Raw genomic sequence first — 18,399 nt, 5'->3', positions numbered from 1 at the left:
CCGGGGTCCCGCTTCTTCCGCCGATTAGAGACAGCGGGACCCCGGCTCAAGGCCGGGGTGACGAAGAGAGACATGCACCCCATGAACGAAGAAAAAGCGTGATCCCGACTCCCGAGCCAGGATCACGGAGGGGAGTCGTTCAGATTGCGTATTTCGCCCGCTGCGGCCGGCTGAGCATCGCGTTTGCCGCATCGTCCCCGATGAACTTCTCGGCCTTGGGATCCCATTTCAGGCGCCGCCCGGTCTTCATCGCGACATGATGGAGCAGGCAGGTCGAACAGGCGCGGTGGCCGATCTCGGCGGGCGCGCTGACCGGTACCCCTTTCAGGATCGCATCGAGCCAGTTCCGGTGCTGCTCGGGCGCCTTGTAGAGTTGCACCTCGTTCGGGCCGATCACGCTGTCGAGGATCTTCGCATCGCTCGCGCTGAGCGGCACGTCGGCGGGTTTGGATGGGTCGGACGAGGAGACCGCGCCGGTGCGCTGGACGAACACCCAGCCCTTGTCGCCGATGAACTTCACGCCATTGGGCAGCGCGCCCGAGATCGTCATCGTCACGCCATTGGCATAGCGGGCATGCGTCTCGAACGGACCGTGCACGTCCCACAGGCCGGATTTGGGGAATTCGGCGCTGCCCCAGATCTCGACGGGCCCCGAATGCTCCATGTCCATGCCCCAATGGGCGATGTCGACATGATGCGCGCCCCAGCCGGTGATCATCCCGGCGCCGAACTGCTCCATGCGCAGCCAGCCGGGGCGATCCTCGAAGCTGTTCTGCGGGTGGACGCGGATCTCGGTATAATATTGCTCGGACGTGGTCCCCAGCCAGGCGTCGTAGTTGAGGTTCGGCGGGATCGGCATCCGCGGCGCCTCGGGTCCCGAAGGATCGCCCGGCAAGCCGATCTCGACATGCCTGAGCTTGCCGACCCGGCCGTTGCGGACCAGCTCGCAGGCACGGTGGAACTGTGGCCAGGGGTCCTGCCCGCGCTGCTGCGAGCCGATCTGCAATATCCTGCCCGACTTCTTCACTTCGTCCGCCACCCGCCGACCCTCGGCGATGGTCAGCGAGGCGGGCTTTTGCAGATAGACATGCTTGCCCGCCTGCACCGCATGCACGGCGAGCGGCGCGTGCTGGTGGTCGGGGGTCGAGATCAGCACCGCGTCGATGTCCGTCGCGGCAAGCAACTCGCGATAGTCGGTATAGCCGCGCGTACCGGAGTAATTCTTCCCCGTGCTGGCGGCGTAACGGTCATCGACCAGCTGCATGCCGGCGCCCAGCCGCTTGGTATCGACATCGCACACCGCGACGATCTGGGCGTCGGCGTGCTTGTGGATCTCCTTCATGTCATGGACGCGGCTGATCCGGCCGACACCGATCGCGCCCACCGCAACACGGTTGGAGGGAGCATTCCGGCCGAACACGCTGGACGGCACGATCATCGGCGCCGCTACCGCTCCGATCGCCTGGCGTCTGGAAAGCCGCATGCCCCTCTCCTCCTCTTCGTGGTTCAGGCCGTGATGGGCCTCGTCGCGTTCTTCTGTGCGGTGAGCACCAGCTCGGCGGCGAGCAGGGCCTGATCCTGGTCCTGCGCCACGCTGGAGCGCTCGACGATGTCGGTGATGAATTGCGGGCCGAAGGGCAGCGGCATCTTCGAGCAGTCGATATAGCGCACGCCCTGCTTGTCGCAGATCAGCAGGTGGTTGCCGCCGGGGCGCCCGGAGATATCAACGTACTTGCGCAGCTCGATATAGCCCTCGGTACCGAGGATGAAGAGCCGGCCGTCGCCCCAGGTCGGCAGGCCGTCGGGCGTGTACCAGTCGACTCGGACATAGCCGGTGCCTCCGTTGCCGGTCAGCATCATGTCGCCGAAATCCTCGAAGCCCGGCTTGTCCGGCCATTTGAGGTTGCCGGTCTGCGCCGCGACGACATGCGCGGTCTTCGAACCGGTGTAGAACAGGAACTGCTCGGCCTGATGGCTGCCGATATCGGTGAGGATCCCGCCATAGCGGTTCTTGTCCCAGAACCAGTCCGGCCGCCCGGCCCCGACACGATGCGGCGCGAGGTTCACCGTCTGGATCACCTTGCCGATCCGCCCCTGCTGGACGAGCTCGCCGGCATGGACCGCGGCGCGAACTTCCAGCCGCTCGGAATACATGATCGCGAACTTGCGCTTCGTCTCCGCGATCGCCTTGCGAACCTCGGCAAGCTGCTCGAGGCTGGTGATCGCCGGCTTGTCGCCCAGATAGTCCTTGCCCGCGCGCATCGCCTTGATGCCCAGCGGCGCGCGCAGATCGGGGATCGGCGCGCCGACGATGAGCTGGATCGACTTGTCGCCCAGGATCTCGTCCTCGCTGCGGGCGAGCTTCACGGCATTGCCATAGCGCTTGCGGAAGGTGTCGACCTGCTTCGGATCGGCCGAGAAAAAGGCCCTGAGCACGCCGCCGCCGCGGATCATCGCGTCGGTCATCGAATAGATATGCGCATGGTCGAGCCCGATCACGCCGAAATCGACCCGGTGCTTCACCCCAGGCTCCGGCCCGGTAGGCGCGGCATTCTCGGACGGCGCATTGCCCGAGCTCTGCGACTGGGCGAGCACTTCGGGGGGCAGCATCGCGGCAATGCCGGCCATGCCGAGGATCGAACGACGGTCCATGTCACGCACTCCTGTCATTTCACCCCGCGTCACTTCGGCGGCGTCGCGGCGGTCTTCCAGTTGATAACGTGATAGGTCGCCGGGGTCCCGCCCGCATTGCGCAACGCATGTGGCGCATTCGACGCATTGAAGATCACCGAACCCGGCCCAAGCCGCTCCCATTTGCCGCCCGACAGCGTCTCGACGGTGCCGGTGTCGACGATCACCAGCTCCTCGTTCGGATGGGTGTGCGGCGGGTGCGAGGACAGGCCCGGATTGAGCGTGGTGACGTGCATCTCCAGCTCGGACAGCGTCGCGGTCGGCTGGCGGACGAGATTGCGGATCTCGCCGACATCGGTCTTCTGGACCGTGAGCTTGTTCCAGTCCCACACCGTCGGCCCAAGCAGGTCATGCTGCTGGGCAAGCGCGCTGGCACCCCATCCGCAGAGCAATGCCGTGCTTGCGACGAACACATCCCTTTGCGTGATTCGCATCACCACTCTCCTCGTCCGCGCGGTCGTTCGCCGCTTGGGACAAGGGAGTGATAACCGCAATTGTCCGAGTTTTGAACTCTATTTTTCGAACATGGCCACTGCACCGCCATGTGCCGCGAGATCGAGCGTCAGCGTCTCTCCGTCCGCCACTCGCTTCTCGGTGAGGACCGGTGCATCCGGCTGGGCGCCATCCGCCCAGAGCCGCATCGCTCCACCCCTAGGCCCGAGAAAATCGAGCGACACAGTGACCTTGCGCGCGGTCTCGCTGTTCATCGCGCCGAGATACCAGGTCCGGCCCTTGCGGCGGGCGAGCACGATATACTCCCCCGTCTCGCCCGCCAGATAGCGTGTCTCGTCCCAGCTCGCCGGCACCGCCTTGATGAAGTCGAACCCCGCGGGACTCGCAGCATAGGTATACGGGCTGTCCGCCACCGCGGCGACCGGGGACAGGAACACCACATACATCGCCAGCCCGTGCGCCCGGGTCGTCTGGACGAACGGCAGGTCGTTCCGGATGCGGAAGGCCTCGGGCGTCACGTTGTGGAAGCCGCCTGGCGTATAGTCCATCGGCCCGATTAGCCCGCGCGTGAAGGCAAGCATCACATTGTGGCGCGAGGTCGCCCGCCTGCTCCACTTGTTATACTCGGCGCCCATCACGCCTTCCTGCGTCATGAAGTTCGGCCAGGTGCGTGCCAGTCCGCGCGGCGGGAACGCGCCGTGCAGATCGACCATCAGATGATGCCGCGCCGCCGCGCCGAGCAGCTTGGTGTACCAGTTGACCATCCACTGGTCGTCCCGGTCCATGAAATCGACCTTGATGCCGGCAACGCCCATCTTCTCGTAGAGCGCGAGCGCATCCTCCATCTGCTCGTCGAGCGCCTGCCAGTGCATCCACAGCCACAGCCGCACCTTCTTCGACTTCGCATAGTCGGCGACTTCCTGGAGGTTCAGCGCATCGGCCCATCTGGTGATGTCCACACCCGGGCGGCGCACCCCGCCCCCGCCGGCCCCGGCGTACCAGCCCTCGTCGATCATCGTATAGGGCAGGCCATTGGCGGCAGCGAAGTCGATCAGCGCCTTTGCGACCGCGGTGGTGCTGCGCTGGCCGGGGAGCGACGCGATCACCGGCCCGCTCCACCAGTCCCAGCTCGTCAGGCCCGGCTTGATCCAGCTGGTGTCCTCGATCCGGCTCGCGCTCGAGAGGTTGCTGACCAGATTGCTCTCGTTGAGCTTGCCGAGCTGGTCGGCGAGCATGACCACCCGCCACGGCGTGACGATCGGGCTGCCGACACGGCTGTGCACCGCGATCCGGTAATCGTCGAGCGAGGGCGACAGCTTCACCTGCAGCCCCGCCCCGCCGTCCCCGCGCCCGGTCAGATACATGCCCGCAAAGTCGATCAGGTCCGCTTCGGTGATCGCGAAGGCGGCCTTGCCGGTCTCACAGGCAAAGGGGAGATCGAACAGATTATGGTCGCGCAGATGCGGCACGTCGACAGGGTCGAACTCGCCCTCATGGCTCGATCCGAATTTGCCGACATTGAAGCCCCAGCATTTGTAGCTGGGTGGGAAATAGAAGCCGGTGCGATCATAGCGGACGATCGCCGCCGCGGTCTGTGGCTGGACGGGAACGACCGTGCGGAACGCAACGCCGTCGTCATAGGCACGCAGCACGATGTCGAGCCTGCGCTTCGCCCCCGCCTTCTCCTGGAAGTGCACGGTGAGCTGGTTGTAATGGTCGTGCCCCTCCGAGGCGGTACCCGCCACGATCGGATAGCGCGCATCGGCGCTGGCCGTCTCCGATCCCGTAACCGCGAGATTATAGCCCAGCGTATCCGCATCGAGATCGAGCAGGATCGGCGACGGCGCGATCACGATATTGCCGGCGCGCGAGATCGCATAGACCGGCGTGCCCGAGCCATTGAGCTGGATCGAGATGCGGTTGCCGCCGTCGGGCGAGACGGCGGTGAGCAGCTGTTGCGCGGAAGCGGGCGTGATGGAGAAGAGAGCCGCGAGCGCCAACAGTACCCCCCTCCCTGCAAGGGAGGGGCCGGGGGTGGGTGGATGCACGCGATACGGCGCGATGAAGCCGGTGGAAGCAGGATCGCCATGACGCAACCCACCCCTGCCCCCTCCCTTGCAGGGAGGGGAATTGCGCAGGAACCGCATCACGCCTTGTGCGCCTTCAGCACCGGCGCGAGCACGGTCTCCATCGCGGCATAGCCCTGTTCGGTCGGATGCACCCCGTCATAGGCCATGCCGGGCTTCATCGCGCCCTCCCCGGTCGCCAGCACGCCGGTATAGTCGACATAGGTGGCGCGAGCACGGCGGGCATAGTCCGCCAGCCAGGCGTTGATCTTCCGGATGGGCTGCACCGTCTCGAGGCCTTGGCGCCACGGGAAATGATCCGCCGGCGGCACGGAGGCGAGCAGCACCTTGATACCGTTGGCCTGGGCCAGCTCGGTCATCATGCGGAGGTTGTCGCAGCTCTGCTGGACGGTCATCTTGCCGGTGTTGCCGGCGATATCGTTGGTCCCGGCCATGATGTGGATCAGGCGCGGCTTGAACGCGATCACGTCGGCCATCATCCGCAGCACCATCTGCGGCGTGGTCTGCCCGCTGATCCCGCGGCAGATCCGGCCGGGCGTGAAGAAGGCCGGATGCTTGGACTGCCAGCCCTCGGTGATCGAATCGCCCATGAAGACGATATCGACCTTCCGGCCCGAGGCGATCAGCGTTGCGTTGTCGGCGGCGTAGCGGCCGAGCCACGGCCAGTCTTCCTTGAGCTGGCGCTGATGCTTGTCCTCCCAGCTCTCCTGCGCCTGGGCGGCCCGGGCAACGGCGGGGAGCAGGAGCGCTCCGGCAAGGAAACCACGGCGGACGATGGGCATCGCGGCACTCTCCGGCATCGTTAGATACCGGTAACAGTAGCGCCGGCCGGGTGCGCAAGGAAGCGCCCGATGCAGGATCGGGCGCTCCGAAGAAAGGCACGCAAGTTCTGGCGAAACGGGCCGTTTAATGGATCGGCCCGGTGTTGTGCGCGGATATCGGCGTCGGGTCGGACAGCGTAACGCGCACCAGTTCGTTTCCTTGCCGCCGGAGGGGAGTATCCGGGGTCCGGCGGCAAGTGAACGAAGCTTCTCCGATCAGTGGATCGAAGCAGTCTCGCCCTCGGCATTGACCACCGGCGCACGGCCGGCAGCGATCGCGAAGCCGCACAGCGCGACATAGCAGAGCGCCGGAACGATCAGCGCGAAGCTGTAGCCGTGCGAGCCCGAGACCAGCCCCACCAGCAGCGGCAGGATCGCGCCGCCGACGATGGCGGTGCAGAGCAGGCCCGACGTCGATTCGGCGCTCGCGGTCGAACGCTCCAGGGTGAGCGTGAAGATCACCGGGAACATGATCGAGTTGAACAGGCCGATCGCCAGCGCGACGAAGCCGGCGGTGACGCCGCCCACCGCGAAGACATAGAGGCACATCGCCGCGGCGATCGCCGTGAACAGCGCGAGCAGCTTGTGGGCCTTCACCACGGTGAGCAGGCCCGAGCCGATCGCGCGGCCGACCATTGCGCCAAGCCAGTAGAAGGCAACGGCCTTGCCGGCTTCCTGCAGCGAAACGCCGTGCACGCCGTCGCTACCCATCGCATAGCCGAGCAGCGGCACGCTGAACGCGGCGTCGGACTGGCCCCAGATCGCGTTCGAGTTGAGGAACAGCGCCATCTGCGTGCCGATCGACACTTCGGCGCCGACATAGAGGAAGATGGCGAGGCCGCCGAACAGCGCCCATTTCGACGAGAAGGCCGCGAACAGGCCGTCGCTGGTCGTCGCCGGCGCCGGAGCTGCCTCGGTGACGACACGGCGGCTGAGGAAGAAGAACACCGCCAGCGCGGCGATCAGGCCGCAGATCCAGAAATAGGCGGAGTCGATGCCCTGCAGCGCCTGGGCGCGGATCTCGGGAGTGATCGTCGTGCCTTCCTTCACCTCGACGCCCTGCAGGAACAGGTGCGCGCCGAGCAGCGGGCCGAGGAAGGTGCCGAAGGAGTTGAAGGTCTGGCTGAGCACCAGGCGGAAATGGCTGCCCTTCGGGTCACCGAGCGCGGCGGCGAGCGGATTGGCCGCCACCTGCAGCACGGTGATGCCGCTGGCCATCACGAACAGGCCGAGCAGCACCAGCCAGTAATTGGCGGCGTTGGCAGCGGTCAGCATGATCAGGCAGCCGGCGATCATCGTGACCAGCGCGGCGATGATCGAAGGCACTGCCTTCAGCCGCGAAACCAGTGCCGAGGCCGGGATCGAGACGACGAAATAGGCGAAGAAGAACGCGAAGGCGCTCGCCTGGGCCTGGAAATCGGTGAGCGTGAAGATGCCCTTCACCGCGGCGACCAGCGGGTCGACCAGCGAGGTGATGAACCCCCAGGCAAAGAACAGGGTTGTGACGGCGGCGAACGCCAGCGTCGTCTGTGTTGAACGTGTAGATGCCAAGAAACCTCTCCCTGCGGACGTCGCCCGCTCCTTGCCACGGCGGGCGTTTGAGGGAAACTGGTCCGACAACGTTGCCACTGTCAAGGCGCGTCGTCGCAAAGTATAAATTCGACGCTCGCCACGCGCGCCCGCTTTGGCTTAATAGCAGGTGGCGATTCAGGTCGCCCGGCCTCAGGGCGGCCGCGAAGGAGATTGCGAGTGACCAAAGTGTTTTCGGGCCGGGTGGCCCGCCGTGCCGCATGGACAGCGGTACTTGCCGGAATCGCGGCGCCTGTCGTCGCGCAACAGGTTGCCCCCGCGCCGCAGACAAACCCCTCGCAGACGCTGCCCGTCGTACCCGTGCCGCCGTTCGTTCCGAACGCGCCGGTGGTGCTGCCGGTGCTGAGCGCATCGCAGGCCGCCGAGCTCGCGCCGATCCTCACCGAGGCCGGCTTCGCCCAGGGCCTGCGTCGCGCCGGCGATCCGACGCCGAGCTTCAAGGACAACCAGACGCTGGTCCGCGCCGCGCTCGATTATGCCCGCGCCGTCCATTCGGGCCGCCTTGCGGAGGCCGATTTCGACCCGAACTGGGGCCTGCGCCCCACCGCCTATGATCCCCTGCCCGCCTTTGCCGAGGCGGTGAAGCAGAACCGCGTCGGCGCCTGGCTGCGCGACCTGCCGCCGCCCTGGGCCGGCTATGACGCGCTGCAGGCCGGCCTCGCCACCTATCGCCAGATCGTCGCCAAGGGCGGCTGGCAGAAGCTCGCCGCCGGTCCCGACCTCGCCGCCGGCGCCAGCGGCGCCCGCGTCGCCGCCCTGCGCAAGCGCCTCTCGGTCGAGGACAGCCAGGTGACCGCCACCGGCGACAAGTTCGATGCCGAGCTCAAGGAAGCCGTCGTCCGCGCCCAGCGCCGCTACGGCCTCAACCCCACCGGCGTCGTCTCGTCGGGCACGCTCGCCGCGCTCAACGTGCCGGCCGAGGACCGCGTCGGCCAGATCATGGCGAACATGGAGCGCTGGCGCTGGCTGCCGAGCGAACTGCCCGCCAAGCGCATCCAGGTGAACATCGCCGCCGCCGTGCTCACCGTGTTCGAGGGCGACTCCCCGATCGCATCGATGAAGGCCGTCACCGGCCGTCCCGGCAACGAGACGCCGATGCTCCAGTCGAAGATCCACTCGATCGTGCTCAATCCGCCCTGGAACGTGCCGGCCGGCATCGCCCAGAAGGAGCTGTGGCCCAAGGGCGAGGCCACGCTCAAGGCGCAGGGCTACAAGATCATCGGCACCGGCGCGAACCGCCGCCTGCAGCAGCAGCCCGGCCCGAAGAGCGCGCTCGGCCGCTACAAGTTCGACTTCCCGAACAACTATGCCGTGTACCTGCACGACACGCCGTCGCAGTCGACCTTCGCCAGCTTCAGCCGGCTTGCCTCGCATGGCTGCGTCCGCCTGGAGAAGCCGGGCCCGCTCGCCCAGCTGCTGCTGCGCAACGATCCGAACTGGCAGCCCGAGCAGATCAACGCCGCGCTCGCCAAGGGCGACACGCTGCGCGTGAGCCTGCAGGACCAGGATCAGGTCTCGGTCTATCTGCTCTACTGGACCGCCTTCGCCAACGCGAACGGCACGATGAACTTCCGCGGCGATCCCTATGGCTGGGACAAGGATCTCGCGGCAAAGATCGAGAAGCGCTCGGCGATCACCGCCGCCGCCGTTTCCGCACGTTGATAACAAGGGGAATGAACCAGATGAAGATCCGCACCCTCGCCCTGATCGCCACCGCCGGCCTGGCGCTCGCCGCCTGCTCGGGCGGCAAGCCCGATGAGACCGCGAACGAGACGATCGTCGCGAACATCGGGGAGCCGGAGAGCTTCTCCAACGTCACGATCGACGAGCCGGTCGCCACCCCGGCGGTGACCAACGCCACCACGGCGGACACCGCCCCGTCGGCACCGAGCCTCGCGCCGGACGAGCAGACCCAGGACGACGCCGACGCCACCGGCATGACCGCCAAGGTCGACCGCAATTCGAGCGCCGGCGAGCCGGTGCATTGAGTTCAAGCGCGGGCGGGTACCGCAGGTACTCGCCCGCTCCCATCCTGTCGCCAGTCAGGATGTGACAGCTGACTTGGCAGTTCCCCGGCCTTAGCCGGGGAACCTGGGCAGCTCATTTTCGACAGGCCTAATCCTGCGTCCGGATGCAGAGCGACACCGCGCCGCCGGCCAGCGTGCCGCCCGCCAGGATCAGCAGCCAGATCATGTAGCCGGTCTTCTCCGGCGCCAGCGCCAGCGCGAGCAGCGGCGCGACCATTGCCGGCAGGGTATTGGTCAGGTTGAGCACGCCCAGGTCGCGGCCGCGATGCTCCGGGTTGGGCAGCAGCTGCATCGCGATCGCCGAGTGGATCGCCAGGAACACGCTGAGCCCGGACAGCGCCAGCGCGTGCCCCGCCGCCGCCATGCCCCAGCTCTTGGCGAACGCCATCACCGCCAGCCCCGCCGCCATGCCCACCGCCCCCGCCGCCAGAAAGGGCTTGCGCCGCATCATCCGGTCCGAGAAGCGCCCCGCCAGCACCGTCAGCAGCACTGCGATGATCGTCGACGCCGTCATCGTCGCGACGATCGGATTGGCCTCGACGCTGGTCTTGCTGATGTCCTCGCGGTCGAGCACCGACAGGAAATAATAGAAGCCATAGGTCGACAGGCCATTGCCCGCGACCTGGAACAGGATGCGCGAGGTCCAGGCGAGGATGAAGTCGAACCGGCGCAGCTCGCGTTGCGGCGCGGGCGGAGGCGCGGGCAGCGCCGCGCCTTCGCGGGCGAGCAGCAGGAAGGGCGCGGTCAACGCGATGAAAAGCAGGCAGAGCAAGGCATAGCGGGTCAGGTCGCTGCCCAGCCCGGGGAGCGTGACCAGCACCGCCGACATCGCACCGATCGGATGCGCGATGCCGGTGAGCCCCGCCACCACGCCCTTCTGGTCGTCCGGTATCTCGTCCGCCATCACCGCGGCGATCGGCGCGAACATCATGTTGATGCCGATCTGGATGCAGAACACCGCGAGCAGCAGGCTCACCGGGTCGGCGGAGACCAGCAGCACGCCATAGGCGGCGCAGAGCACGCCCAGCCCCACCGTTACCCACGGCCTGCGCGTGCCGTGGCGCAGGCGCGTGCGGTCGCTCAGCGCGCCGAACAGGATGTTGGTGATGCTCGCCACCGCCGCGCCGCCCAGCGCACCGGCACTGAGCAGCTGCACCGCATGCTCGCCCCCGGCCTGCGCCGCCTTGAGCGGCAACAGCACCATGACGAACGGCATGAAGCTGACGAACATGCCCGAATAGGCCAGCGCGTAGAGGAAGATGAAGCCGCGGCCGGGCGAGACGAAGCGTGGCATGGGCGGCGGACAATCGGCGCCCCCCGCGCCCAAGTCAACGCCGCGGCGGCGCGGTCGAGACACGTTCGACGAAATCGAAGGGCAGCAGGTGCCGCGCATAGTCGAGCGCTCCGCCCCGCGCCTTGCCCTCGATCAGCAGCTCGGCCGCGCGCGCGGTCATCGCCGCGATCGGCTGGCGGATCGCGGTCAGCGCGGGCACGCTCATCCGCACCGTCGGCGTGTCGTCGAAGCTCACCACCGAGAGGTCGCCCGGCACCGACAGCCCCAGCGGCCCGGCCGCGTGCAGCACGCCCAGCGCCATCTCGTCGCTGCTCGCCAGCACCGCGGTCGGCGGCACGTCGAGCGACGCGAGCGTGTTCAGCGCATCGACGCCCGCCTCATAGGTGAAATCGCCCGGCTGCAGATAGGCCGGCTCGACCTTGAGCCCCCGCGCCTCGATCGCGCTGGTGAAGCCGCGCAGCCGGTCCGGGCTCATCGCATATTCGGGATGACCCTGGACATAGGCGATGCGCGTATGCCCCAGGTCGAGCAGATGCTCGGTCGCCCGGCGCGCCGCCGCCTCGTCGTCCATATAGACCGCGAAGCCGGGGCCTTCCTGGTGCGAGCCCAGCCGCGCGAAGATCAGCCCGTTGCGGTGGAGCAGCTCGGTGATCCGCGGATCGTCGCTGTGCGGCGGCGTCAGGATCACCCCGTCGGGATGCAGCGCGGAGAGTGCCGCCTGCACCTGTGCCTCGAGCTGGTCCGAATGCGAATCCACCAGCTCGAACAGCATGCGATAGCCATGCTCGGCGCATTTGAGCATCCCGCCGAACAGCATCTGGTCGACCCAGTCATTGCCGCGCCGCGACTGCCAGCCCTCGAGCGTCGGCCGCTCGTCGTTGAACGCCAGGATCAGATAGGAGCGCGATCCGCCCAGCCGCCGTGCCGCCAGACTCGGCACATAGCCCAGCTTGTCGATCGCCGCCTGCACGCGCGCCTGCACGCCGGCAGTGACGTTCGGCCCCTTGTTGATGACGCGGCTCACCGTCTGCAGCGAGACTCCCGCCTCGGCTGCAACATCCTTGATCGTGATCGCGCGTTTCTTCTGCATCAAACCCCGGCAGACATGGCAGCTTGGGCCGGCCGGCCTAGATCGACCTTCTCCGCGCGGCAATGCGCATCGATGAACTGCTGCTGGGTCGGCAACTGGCGTACGAAGCCGGCAAGCTGGTCGCGCGCCTGGGCCAAGCCCGCATAGAGCCCGGCCTCGTCGATCCGGTCGACCAGCGGATGATAGGTGCGCGGCAGCTCGCCCATCCCGTCGAGCACGGAGAACCAGCTGACCGAACGGAACAGCTCGTCCAGTCCTTCGCGCAGCGTGCCGTTCGCGCGGAACAGCTCCACCCGCTCCTTCAAACTGTCCGGCCATTCCATGTCGCGGCACTTGCGCCAGAACGGCGTGTCGTCGCGCGCGGTGGTGCAATAATGGAGCACGATGAAGTCGCGGATCTCGGTATAGTCCGCGATCATCCGCCGGTTATATTCCTCCGCCAGCGCCGGGTCGCAGTGGCGATCGGGCAGGAAGCGGAAGAAGAAGTCCATGCCGCGATAGATCAGGTGGATCGCGGTGCTCTCCAGCGGTTCGATGAAGCCGGAAGCGAGCCCGATCGCCAGCACGTTCTTGTGCCAGATCTGCTGGCGCACGCCCGTCTTGAACGGCACCACCATCGGCCCGGCGACCACTTCGCCCTCCACCTTGTCGAGCAGGATGCGCGTCGCCTCGTCGTCGCTCATGAATTCGGACGCGAAGACATGGCCGTTGCCGGTGCGATGCTGCAGCGGGATGCGCCAGCGCCAGCCGGCGTCCTGCGCCTCGGCCAGCGTATAGGGTTTGGGCGGCCCGACATTCTCGGTCTGCGCGGCGATGGCGCGGTCGCAGAACAGATAGTTGGACCAGTCGGTATAGCCGGTGCCCAGCGCCTTCTCGATCAGCAGCGCGCGGAAGCCCGAGCAATCGATGAAGAAGTCCGCGTCGACGGTCCGCCCGTCCTTGAGCGTCAGCGTCGAGACGAAGCCGCGATCGTCGAGTGCGACATCGGTGACGATGCCCTCGGTCCGCTTCACCCCGCGCGCCTCGGCATGACCGCGCAGATACTGGGCGACGCGCTTGGCATCGACATGCAGCGCATAGGAAGCGCCGGCGATCGGCGTGCCCCGCGCCTTGAACGGCAGCATGAACTTGCCCGCATGCGCCATCACCGTGGCCGGCGCGAAATCCTGCAGCGCGAAGTCATGGCCGTTGAGCTTCGCCTTGCGCCACACCTGGTAGAAGTCGCTCAGCTCGATCCGCTGGCCGACATCGCCGAACGGGTGGAAATAGGTCTCGCCCTGCTTCCACCAGTCCTTGAACTCGATCCCCAGCTTGAAGCTGGCCTGCACCTCGCGGATGAATTCCTGCTCGTTGATGTCGAGCTTGGCGATCAGCTCGAGAAACGGCGGGATCGTGCTCTCCCCTACCCCGATCGTGCCGATGTCGTCGCTCTCGACCAGCTCGATCTCGAAGAGCCTGCCCTTCATGTGGTGCGCCATCACCGCGGCGGCGATCCAGCCGGCGGTGCCGCCGCCGACGATGCAGACTTTGCGGAGCGCGTCGGGGCTGTTCATGCGGGCGTCCTTAGCGACTGGTTCCGGGGCTCGGCAGCGGCGCCGTCCACCGTCGCGAGAAACTCTTCATGCGTCGGCGTGTCGGAGACGGTACGGGCAACCGCGGCCCGCATCTGCTCCAGCGCCGGCGCCAGTTCGGCAACGCGCACCGCCGCGACGCCGGGATCGATCCGCTCGGGCAGATGCTCGAACCCGCCATAGATGGCCAGCCAGGATGCCGGGTGGAACATCTCCCAGCGATAGCGGATGAACGCGCCCCGCGCCCGCCACAGCTCCATCTTGGCGGCCAGCGTGTCGGGCAAGGTCATGTCGCGGCACGCCTGCCAGAACGGCCCTTCGCGGGTGCTGAGATTGTAGTGGAGGAGGATGAAGTCGCGAACGCGCTCCATCTCCTCGGCGCACTGAATATTGTATTCGGCGATCACCGCCGGATCGAAGCCCTTGTCCGGGAAGAGCTGCTTCAGCCGCTCGATCCCCGTCTCGATTAGCGCGATGCTGGTCGATTCCAGCGGCTCGAGGAAACCCGATGCCAGGCCCAGCGACACGCAGTTCTTCGCCCAGGCGACCTCGCGCCGCCCCGGCGTGAAGCGCAGTCGGCGCGGCTCCATCGTCGGCTTGCCCGGCACATGGGCGAGCAGCTCGGCGCGCGCCTCGTCATCGCTCTGGAAACTGCTCGAAAAGACGATGCCATTGCCCTCGCGGCTGCGCAGCGGGATCCGCCATTGCCAGCCGGCGGTACGCGCGGTGACGGTGGTGCAGCTCGGCGGCAGGCCCACCCGCTCGCTCTGCACCGCAAAGGCGCCGTCGCAGAGCAGCCAGTGCGACCAGTCCTGGTAGCCGATGCCCAGCGCCTCGCCGATCAGCAGGCCGCGGAAGCCCGAGCAGTCGATGAACAGGTCGCCCTCGACCTTCTCGCCGCTGCCCAGCGTCACGCTCTCGATAAAGCCGGTCTCGCCGTGCAGCGACACGTCGGTGATCTTCGCGTCGATCCGCGTGACGCCGCTGCGCTCGGCGAAGCTGCGCATGTGCGCGGCGAACAGCGCGGCATCGAAATGCAGCGCCCAGTCGAACACCGAGAGCTGGCTCGGCGGATTGGGCAAGGGCACGCTGGCATGGCCTTCGCGCGCGAGCATCGCGCCCAGCGAATATTCCTCCAGCGGCGCGGCCTGGCCGGCGGCGCGGGCCTTTGCCCAGAAATGGTGGAAGTCGATGCCGCGCAGGTCCTGCCCGAAGCGGCCAAAGGGGTGGACGAAACTGGTGCCGGGCTTCCAGTCGACGAAGCGGATGCCCAGCTTGGCGGTCGCCTCGCAGGCGCGCATCACTTCGGCGTCGGTCATGCCAAGGCTGGCGTAGAAGCGGCGGATGGTCGGGATCGTCGCCTCGCCGACGCCGATCGTGCCGATTTCCGAGCTTTCGATCAGGGTGATCCGGGTGCCCGTCCCCGCCAGGTATGAACCCAGGGCTGCCGCCGCCATCCAGCCCGCGGTGCCCCCGCCGACGATGACGACACGCTCGATCGCGCCGCTGGCCATTCCCCCATCCTTCATGATGTCATCTGATAGTCTTGGTAACGGTATCGCAAGCGAAACCGCCTGCCTCCGCTCCTGAAAAATGGGCCGGCAGCCCATGGGGACTGCCGGCCCAGGAGGGTTGGCTCGTTAGAAGCGGACGCGCACGCCGCCCGAGAAGCGCGGCTCGAACCGGTTCTGCGAGTGGTACTGCTTCGAGTCGTCGTCGAACTGGAAGTAGTAGCGCTCGCGCTCGCCGAAGATGTTCGAGCCGTTCACGTAGACCGCGAAGGCGTCGTTGATGTTGTAGGTCACGTTGGCGTCCACATATTGCGCGGTATCCTGGTAGATGCCGATGCCGCCGAAGGTGGAGGCCAGGCGCGGCGTGCGGTAGTTGTACGCCACGCGCAGCTGCAGGTGATCGTCCTGGTACCAGCCGACCAGGTTGACCTGGCTCTTCGAGTTATCCGGGAACGGGAAGCGCGAACCGTCGAGTGCACGGCCGTTCTGCTTGCTGTCCGAATAGGTGTAGTTGGCGTCGATACCGAAGTTGCGGAAGAAACCGCTGCCGATCAGGTCGCTGAAGGCAAGCTTCGCCCCCACTTCGAATCCCTGCAACGACCCACCCGTCCCCTGTTCCGGCTGGGTGACCGGAACCGCACGACGGATCACGCCGTCGCCGTCCGCGAAGCGGCCCGCGCCCGGGGTGGTGCGGCTCTGGACGAAGCTGTTGATGTCCAGCTTGAACGCACCGATGTTGAACATCGAGGCGCGGCCCAGATAATATTCCAGGCTCACGTCATAGTTGTTCGAACGCCACGGGTTGAGGTTCGGGTTGCCGCTCGAGCTGGCGCCGGTGACCTGGCGCACGCCGCAGGGCGCGTCCGTCGGCCCCGGCGTGCCCGAACAGGGAGAGTCCGCGGTCGAGATGGTCAGGCCGCCGCCATAATTGCCCAGATCCAGCGGGATCATCGTCTTGGCGAAGGCCGCACGAACGCGAAGCTGGCGCGTGAAGTCGTACGACAGCGTGACGGTGGGCAGCCAGTCGAGATACGAGCGGCGCGAAACCACGTCGCCGGTATCGAGATTGGTGTCACCATAGGCGCGCGTGTCGCCGGTGAGGTTCTGCTTCACGGTCAGCTTGGTGTTGATGACGCGCAGGCCGAGATTTGCCTTGAACCCGCCCGTGGAGAAGGCGGTGTTCAGGTACGCGCTCTCCTCGACCAGGTCGACGTCATAGGTGTTGCCCGGGATGGTGACCTCGGTCGACGGACCGAACACCTTGTCCTGGAACGCCTTCACATCGTCGAACGCCTTGGGATCCGCGACCCACAGGCCCGGCATGCCGTTGACCACGCCGCCCCAGTTGGTCTGGAAATAGACCGGGGTATAGGCATTGAGCTTGGTTGGGCGGTTGACCGTATAGCCCTGGAAGCAGGTCGGTGCGTTGGCCACGGTAGCCGCGGTGCAGTTCGACGGCGCGGTAGCCGCCGGCAGTGCCGCATTGTACCCCGGGTTGGAGACGAACTCGCCCGCCGAACACTGGGCGTTGTCCATAACAACGTCGATCGCCTTCCACTGCGCAAGGCAGCCTTCCGGAACCGCTGCGCCGTTGCCGCCGTAGAAGTTCGAGAAGAGGTGGAAGTTTCGGATCTGGGTCTGGCGGTCCGAACGGCGCACGCCGACATCGACACGGTTGAGCAGGCCGAACAGGCCGCCTTCGTCGAAATCATAGCTGCCGTCGGCGCGGAACACGCCCAGGCTCGCATGGTTCTCCTGGTTGCCCTCGGACGAGAAGGCCGCGACAGCATAGCTGTCGAGATTGGCCATATAGTCCTTGAGCGTCTTGCCGGCGCCCAGGCCGCCCGAGATGGCGGTGTCGAAGCCGCTGATCGCCGGGTTCGAGCCGCGCAGATCGAGATGGAGCTGCGGGTCCTGGCCATAGCCGAGCGGATTCGGGTTGATGTAGCGGCCGCCGCGCGAGCCGACTACGCCGTTCGAATACTGCGACGCGGGATACTGCGACGCGATGTTCGCCGGGTAGAACGGACCACGGGTGCGGTCCGCGGCGTTGCGGAACAGCGTGAAGGCACGGCCCGGCGCGTACTGCCAGTTGCTCAGGTCGCCCTGCACCTGGCCGTTCATGCTGCGCATGTTGGCGTTGGACTTCAGCGCGCGGGCACTGAACTTGAAGTTGTCCTTGTCGTAGTCGATCTGGAAATTGTAGTTGGTCGAGTGCTCGCGCGCGGTGCGGTTGACCGAGAACGAGTTGAACCACCAGACATTGAGATCATACTGGTTCACGTCCAGCCAGGGCTGGCCGTTGCCGGCGGTCTGGCCCGAGGGCGTGCTGTCGGTCGGCGTGGTCCAGCCAAGGCCGTTCCAGCGGTTCGAGATGTTGATGCCGGCGGCGCGGTTGTGCTCGACCAGCTCGGTGTGGAAGACTTCGCCGGTGACTGTCCAGTCGTCGTCGATCTTGAACTGGACGGCGCCGTTGATGCCGAAGCGCTGGCGCTCGACTTCGCGGTTGAAGAATTCATAGCCGTGCGGCGAGATCCAGTTGTTGCCGGAACCGCCCCAGTCATTGTTGCCGAACACGCCGCCGCCGATGCCGGCATAGCTGTTGCCCAGGCGGTTGCGGCTATAGGTCGCGCCGACCATCGCGCCGAAGCGGTCGCTGCGCCAGCTGGCCAGGCCGCTGAACAGATAGTCGTTATGCTTGGTGTTCGAACCCCGGGCATATTCGCCCTGCCCCGAGAACACGAAGCCTTCCTTCATGTCGAAGGGGCGACGGGTGCGCAGGTCGATCGTGCCCGAGATGCCCGACAGCGCGTTGCGCGTGTCCTGCGACTTGTAGACGACCACGGCGTTCATCAGCTGCGCCGGAATGTCGTTGAGGTTCGGCTGCGCGGTGCCGAGGTTGCCCGGGCTCAGATACTGCTCGCCGTTGAGCAGCGTGATGACCTGCGGCAGGCCGCGAATGTTGACCGTCGAGCCTTCGCCGGCGCTGCGCTGGATCTGGACTCCCGAGATGCGCTGCAGCGCATCGACGATCGTCACGTCCGGCAGCTTGCCGATGTCTTCCGACGAGATCGCATCGACGATCGCCGTCTCGTTGCGCTTGATGTCGACCGACTTGGCCTGCGACGCGCGGATGCCGGTGACGACGATCTCTTCACCCGCATCCTGCGTGTCCTGCGGCACCACGGCCGTATCCTGGGCCCATGCCGGCGCGACCATCGCGGTCGTCGCCAGCAAGCCGGCCATCAAACTGGATATTCCCTT

At 66.7% G+C, this 18,399-nt stretch carries 13 protein-coding genes; 2 read left to right on the top strand and 11 right to left on the bottom strand.

Annotated elements, in window-relative coordinates; translation table 11 throughout:
* Nucleotides 1-139 precede the first annotated feature (139 nt).
* The 6 genes from AC1RJ5_RS00360 to AC1RJ5_RS00335 all read right to left on the bottom strand — a co-directional run bounded on the left by AC1RJ5_RS00360 (nucleotide 140) and on the right by AC1RJ5_RS00335 (nucleotide 7,603).
* Nucleotides 140-1,483, bottom strand: a complete 1,344-nt coding sequence (locus AC1RJ5_RS00360) for a Gfo/Idh/MocA family protein (protein ID WP_493111070.1) — start codon at nucleotides 1,481-1,483, stop codon at nucleotides 140-142.
* 23 nt (nucleotides 1,484-1,506) lie between these two features.
* Nucleotides 1,507-2,652 (bottom strand): Gfo/Idh/MocA family protein, encoded by a 1,146-nt coding sequence (locus AC1RJ5_RS00355; RefSeq protein WP_493111068.1) that lies wholly within the window; start codon nucleotides 2,650-2,652, stop codon nucleotides 1,507-1,509.
* 29 nt (nucleotides 2,653-2,681) lie between these two features.
* Complete coding sequence (locus AC1RJ5_RS00350) at nucleotides 2,682-3,125, bottom strand: cupin domain-containing protein (protein ID WP_493111066.1); 444 nt, start codon at nucleotides 3,123-3,125, stop codon at nucleotides 2,682-2,684.
* A 78-nt stretch (nucleotides 3,126-3,203) separates the two neighbouring features.
* Nucleotides 3,204-5,144, bottom strand: a complete 1,941-nt coding sequence (locus tag AC1RJ5_RS00345; protein WP_493111064.1) for a glycoside hydrolase family 97 protein — start codon at nucleotides 5,142-5,144, stop codon at nucleotides 3,204-3,206.
* Nucleotides 5,145-5,290: 146 nt separating this feature from the next.
* The gene (locus AC1RJ5_RS00340) at nucleotides 5,291-6,013 is read right to left on the bottom strand and encodes a GDSL-type esterase/lipase family protein (RefSeq protein ID WP_342249596.1); all 723 of its coding nucleotides are present in this window, start codon (nucleotides 6,011-6,013) and stop codon (nucleotides 5,291-5,293) included.
* Nucleotides 6,014-6,268: 255 nt separating this feature from the next.
* The gene (locus AC1RJ5_RS00335; RefSeq protein ID WP_269575598.1) at nucleotides 6,269-7,603 is read right to left on the bottom strand and encodes an MFS transporter; all 1,335 of its coding nucleotides are present in this window, start codon (nucleotides 7,601-7,603) and stop codon (nucleotides 6,269-6,271) included.
* Nucleotides 7,604-7,801: 198 nt separating this feature from the next.
* On the opposite strand from AC1RJ5_RS00335, the gene AC1RJ5_RS00330 reads away from it, so the two are divergent.
* Together AC1RJ5_RS00330 and AC1RJ5_RS00325 are read left to right on the top strand one after the other, a co-directional pair.
* Nucleotides 7,802-9,304 (top strand): L,D-transpeptidase family protein, encoded by a 1,503-nt coding sequence (locus tag AC1RJ5_RS00330; protein WP_493111061.1) that lies wholly within the window; start codon nucleotides 7,802-7,804, stop codon nucleotides 9,302-9,304.
* 20 nt (nucleotides 9,305-9,324) lie between these two features.
* Complete coding sequence (locus AC1RJ5_RS00325; RefSeq protein WP_221416224.1) at nucleotides 9,325-9,630, top strand: hypothetical protein; 306 nt, start codon at nucleotides 9,325-9,327, stop codon at nucleotides 9,628-9,630.
* A gap of 127 nt (nucleotides 9,631-9,757) precedes the next feature.
* Here the strand turns inward: AC1RJ5_RS00325 and AC1RJ5_RS00320 are convergent, their stop codons facing one another.
* The 5 genes from AC1RJ5_RS00320 to AC1RJ5_RS00300 all read right to left on the bottom strand — a co-directional run bounded on the left by AC1RJ5_RS00320 (nucleotide 9,758) and on the right by AC1RJ5_RS00300 (nucleotide 18,381).
* Nucleotides 9,758-10,963 carry an MFS transporter gene (locus AC1RJ5_RS00320; RefSeq protein ID WP_493111058.1) on the bottom strand — a complete coding sequence of 402 codons (1,206 nt, stop codon included), beginning with the start codon at nucleotides 10,961-10,963 and terminating at the stop codon, nucleotides 9,758-9,760.
* A 34-nt stretch (nucleotides 10,964-10,997) separates the two neighbouring features.
* Nucleotides 10,998-12,053 (bottom strand): LacI family DNA-binding transcriptional regulator, encoded by a 1,056-nt coding sequence (locus tag AC1RJ5_RS00315; protein ID WP_269575601.1) that lies wholly within the window; start codon nucleotides 12,051-12,053, stop codon nucleotides 10,998-11,000.
* Entirely contained in the window at nucleotides 12,053-13,606 is a 1,554-nt protein-coding gene (locus AC1RJ5_RS00310) for a tryptophan halogenase family protein (RefSeq protein WP_269575602.1), read from the bottom strand. The genes AC1RJ5_RS00315 and AC1RJ5_RS00310 overlap by 1 nt, the downstream gene beginning before the upstream one ends.
* The gene (locus AC1RJ5_RS00305; protein WP_493111055.1) at nucleotides 13,603-15,153 is read right to left on the bottom strand and encodes a tryptophan halogenase family protein; all 1,551 of its coding nucleotides are present in this window, start codon (nucleotides 15,151-15,153) and stop codon (nucleotides 13,603-13,605) included. The genes AC1RJ5_RS00310 and AC1RJ5_RS00305 overlap by 4 nt, the downstream gene beginning before the upstream one ends.
* 111 nt (nucleotides 15,154-15,264) lie before the next feature.
* Nucleotides 15,265-18,381 carry a TonB-dependent receptor gene (locus tag AC1RJ5_RS00300; protein WP_269575604.1) on the bottom strand — a complete coding sequence of 1,039 codons (3,117 nt, stop codon included), beginning with the start codon at nucleotides 18,379-18,381 and terminating at the stop codon, nucleotides 15,265-15,267.
* Nucleotides 18,382-18,399: the final 18 nt, after the last annotated feature.

It is taken from the genome of Sphingomonas sp. GW822-FHT03G08, assembly GCF_058801135.1.
Note: the sequence above shows the minus strand (reverse complement) of the source record. Positions and strands in the feature narration are given on the sequence as shown.

What these genes read in the sequence shown, in the direction of transcription:
- AC1RJ5_RS00340 (WP_342249596.1), bottom strand. Translation starts at nt 6,013, where the DNA reads ATGCCCATCGTCCGCCGTGGTTTCCTTGCCGGAGCGCTCCTGCTCCCC.
- AC1RJ5_RS00300 (WP_269575604.1), bottom strand. Translation starts at nt 18,381, where the DNA reads ATGGCCGGCTTGCTGGCGACGACCGCGATGGTCGCGCCGGCATGGGCC.
- AC1RJ5_RS00355 (WP_493111068.1), bottom strand. Translation starts at nt 2,652, where the DNA reads ATGGACCGTCGTTCGATCCTCGGCATGGCCGGCATTGCCGCGATGCTG.
- AC1RJ5_RS00315 (WP_269575601.1), bottom strand. Translation starts at nt 12,053, where the DNA reads ATGCAGAAGAAACGCGCGATCACGATCAAGGATGTTGCAGCCGAGGCG.
- AC1RJ5_RS00320 (WP_493111058.1), bottom strand. Translation starts at nt 10,963, where the DNA reads ATGCCACGCTTCGTCTCGCCCGGCCGCGGCTTCATCTTCCTCTACGCG.
- AC1RJ5_RS00325 (WP_221416224.1), top strand. Translation starts at nt 9,325, where the DNA reads ATGAAGATCCGCACCCTCGCCCTGATCGCCACCGCCGGCCTGGCGCTC.
- AC1RJ5_RS00350 (WP_493111066.1), bottom strand. Translation starts at nt 3,125, where the DNA reads ATGCGAATCACGCAAAGGGATGTGTTCGTCGCAAGCACGGCATTGCTC.
- AC1RJ5_RS00310 (WP_269575602.1), bottom strand. Translation starts at nt 13,606, where the DNA reads ATGAACAGCCCCGACGCGCTCCGCAAAGTCTGCATCGTCGGCGGCGGC.
- AC1RJ5_RS00360 (WP_493111070.1), bottom strand. Translation starts at nt 1,483, where the DNA reads ATGCGGCTTTCCAGACGCCAGGCGATCGGAGCGGTAGCGGCGCCGATG.
- AC1RJ5_RS00305 (WP_493111055.1), bottom strand. Translation starts at nt 15,153, where the DNA reads ATGAAGGATGGGGGAATGGCCAGCGGCGCGATCGAGCGTGTCGTCATC.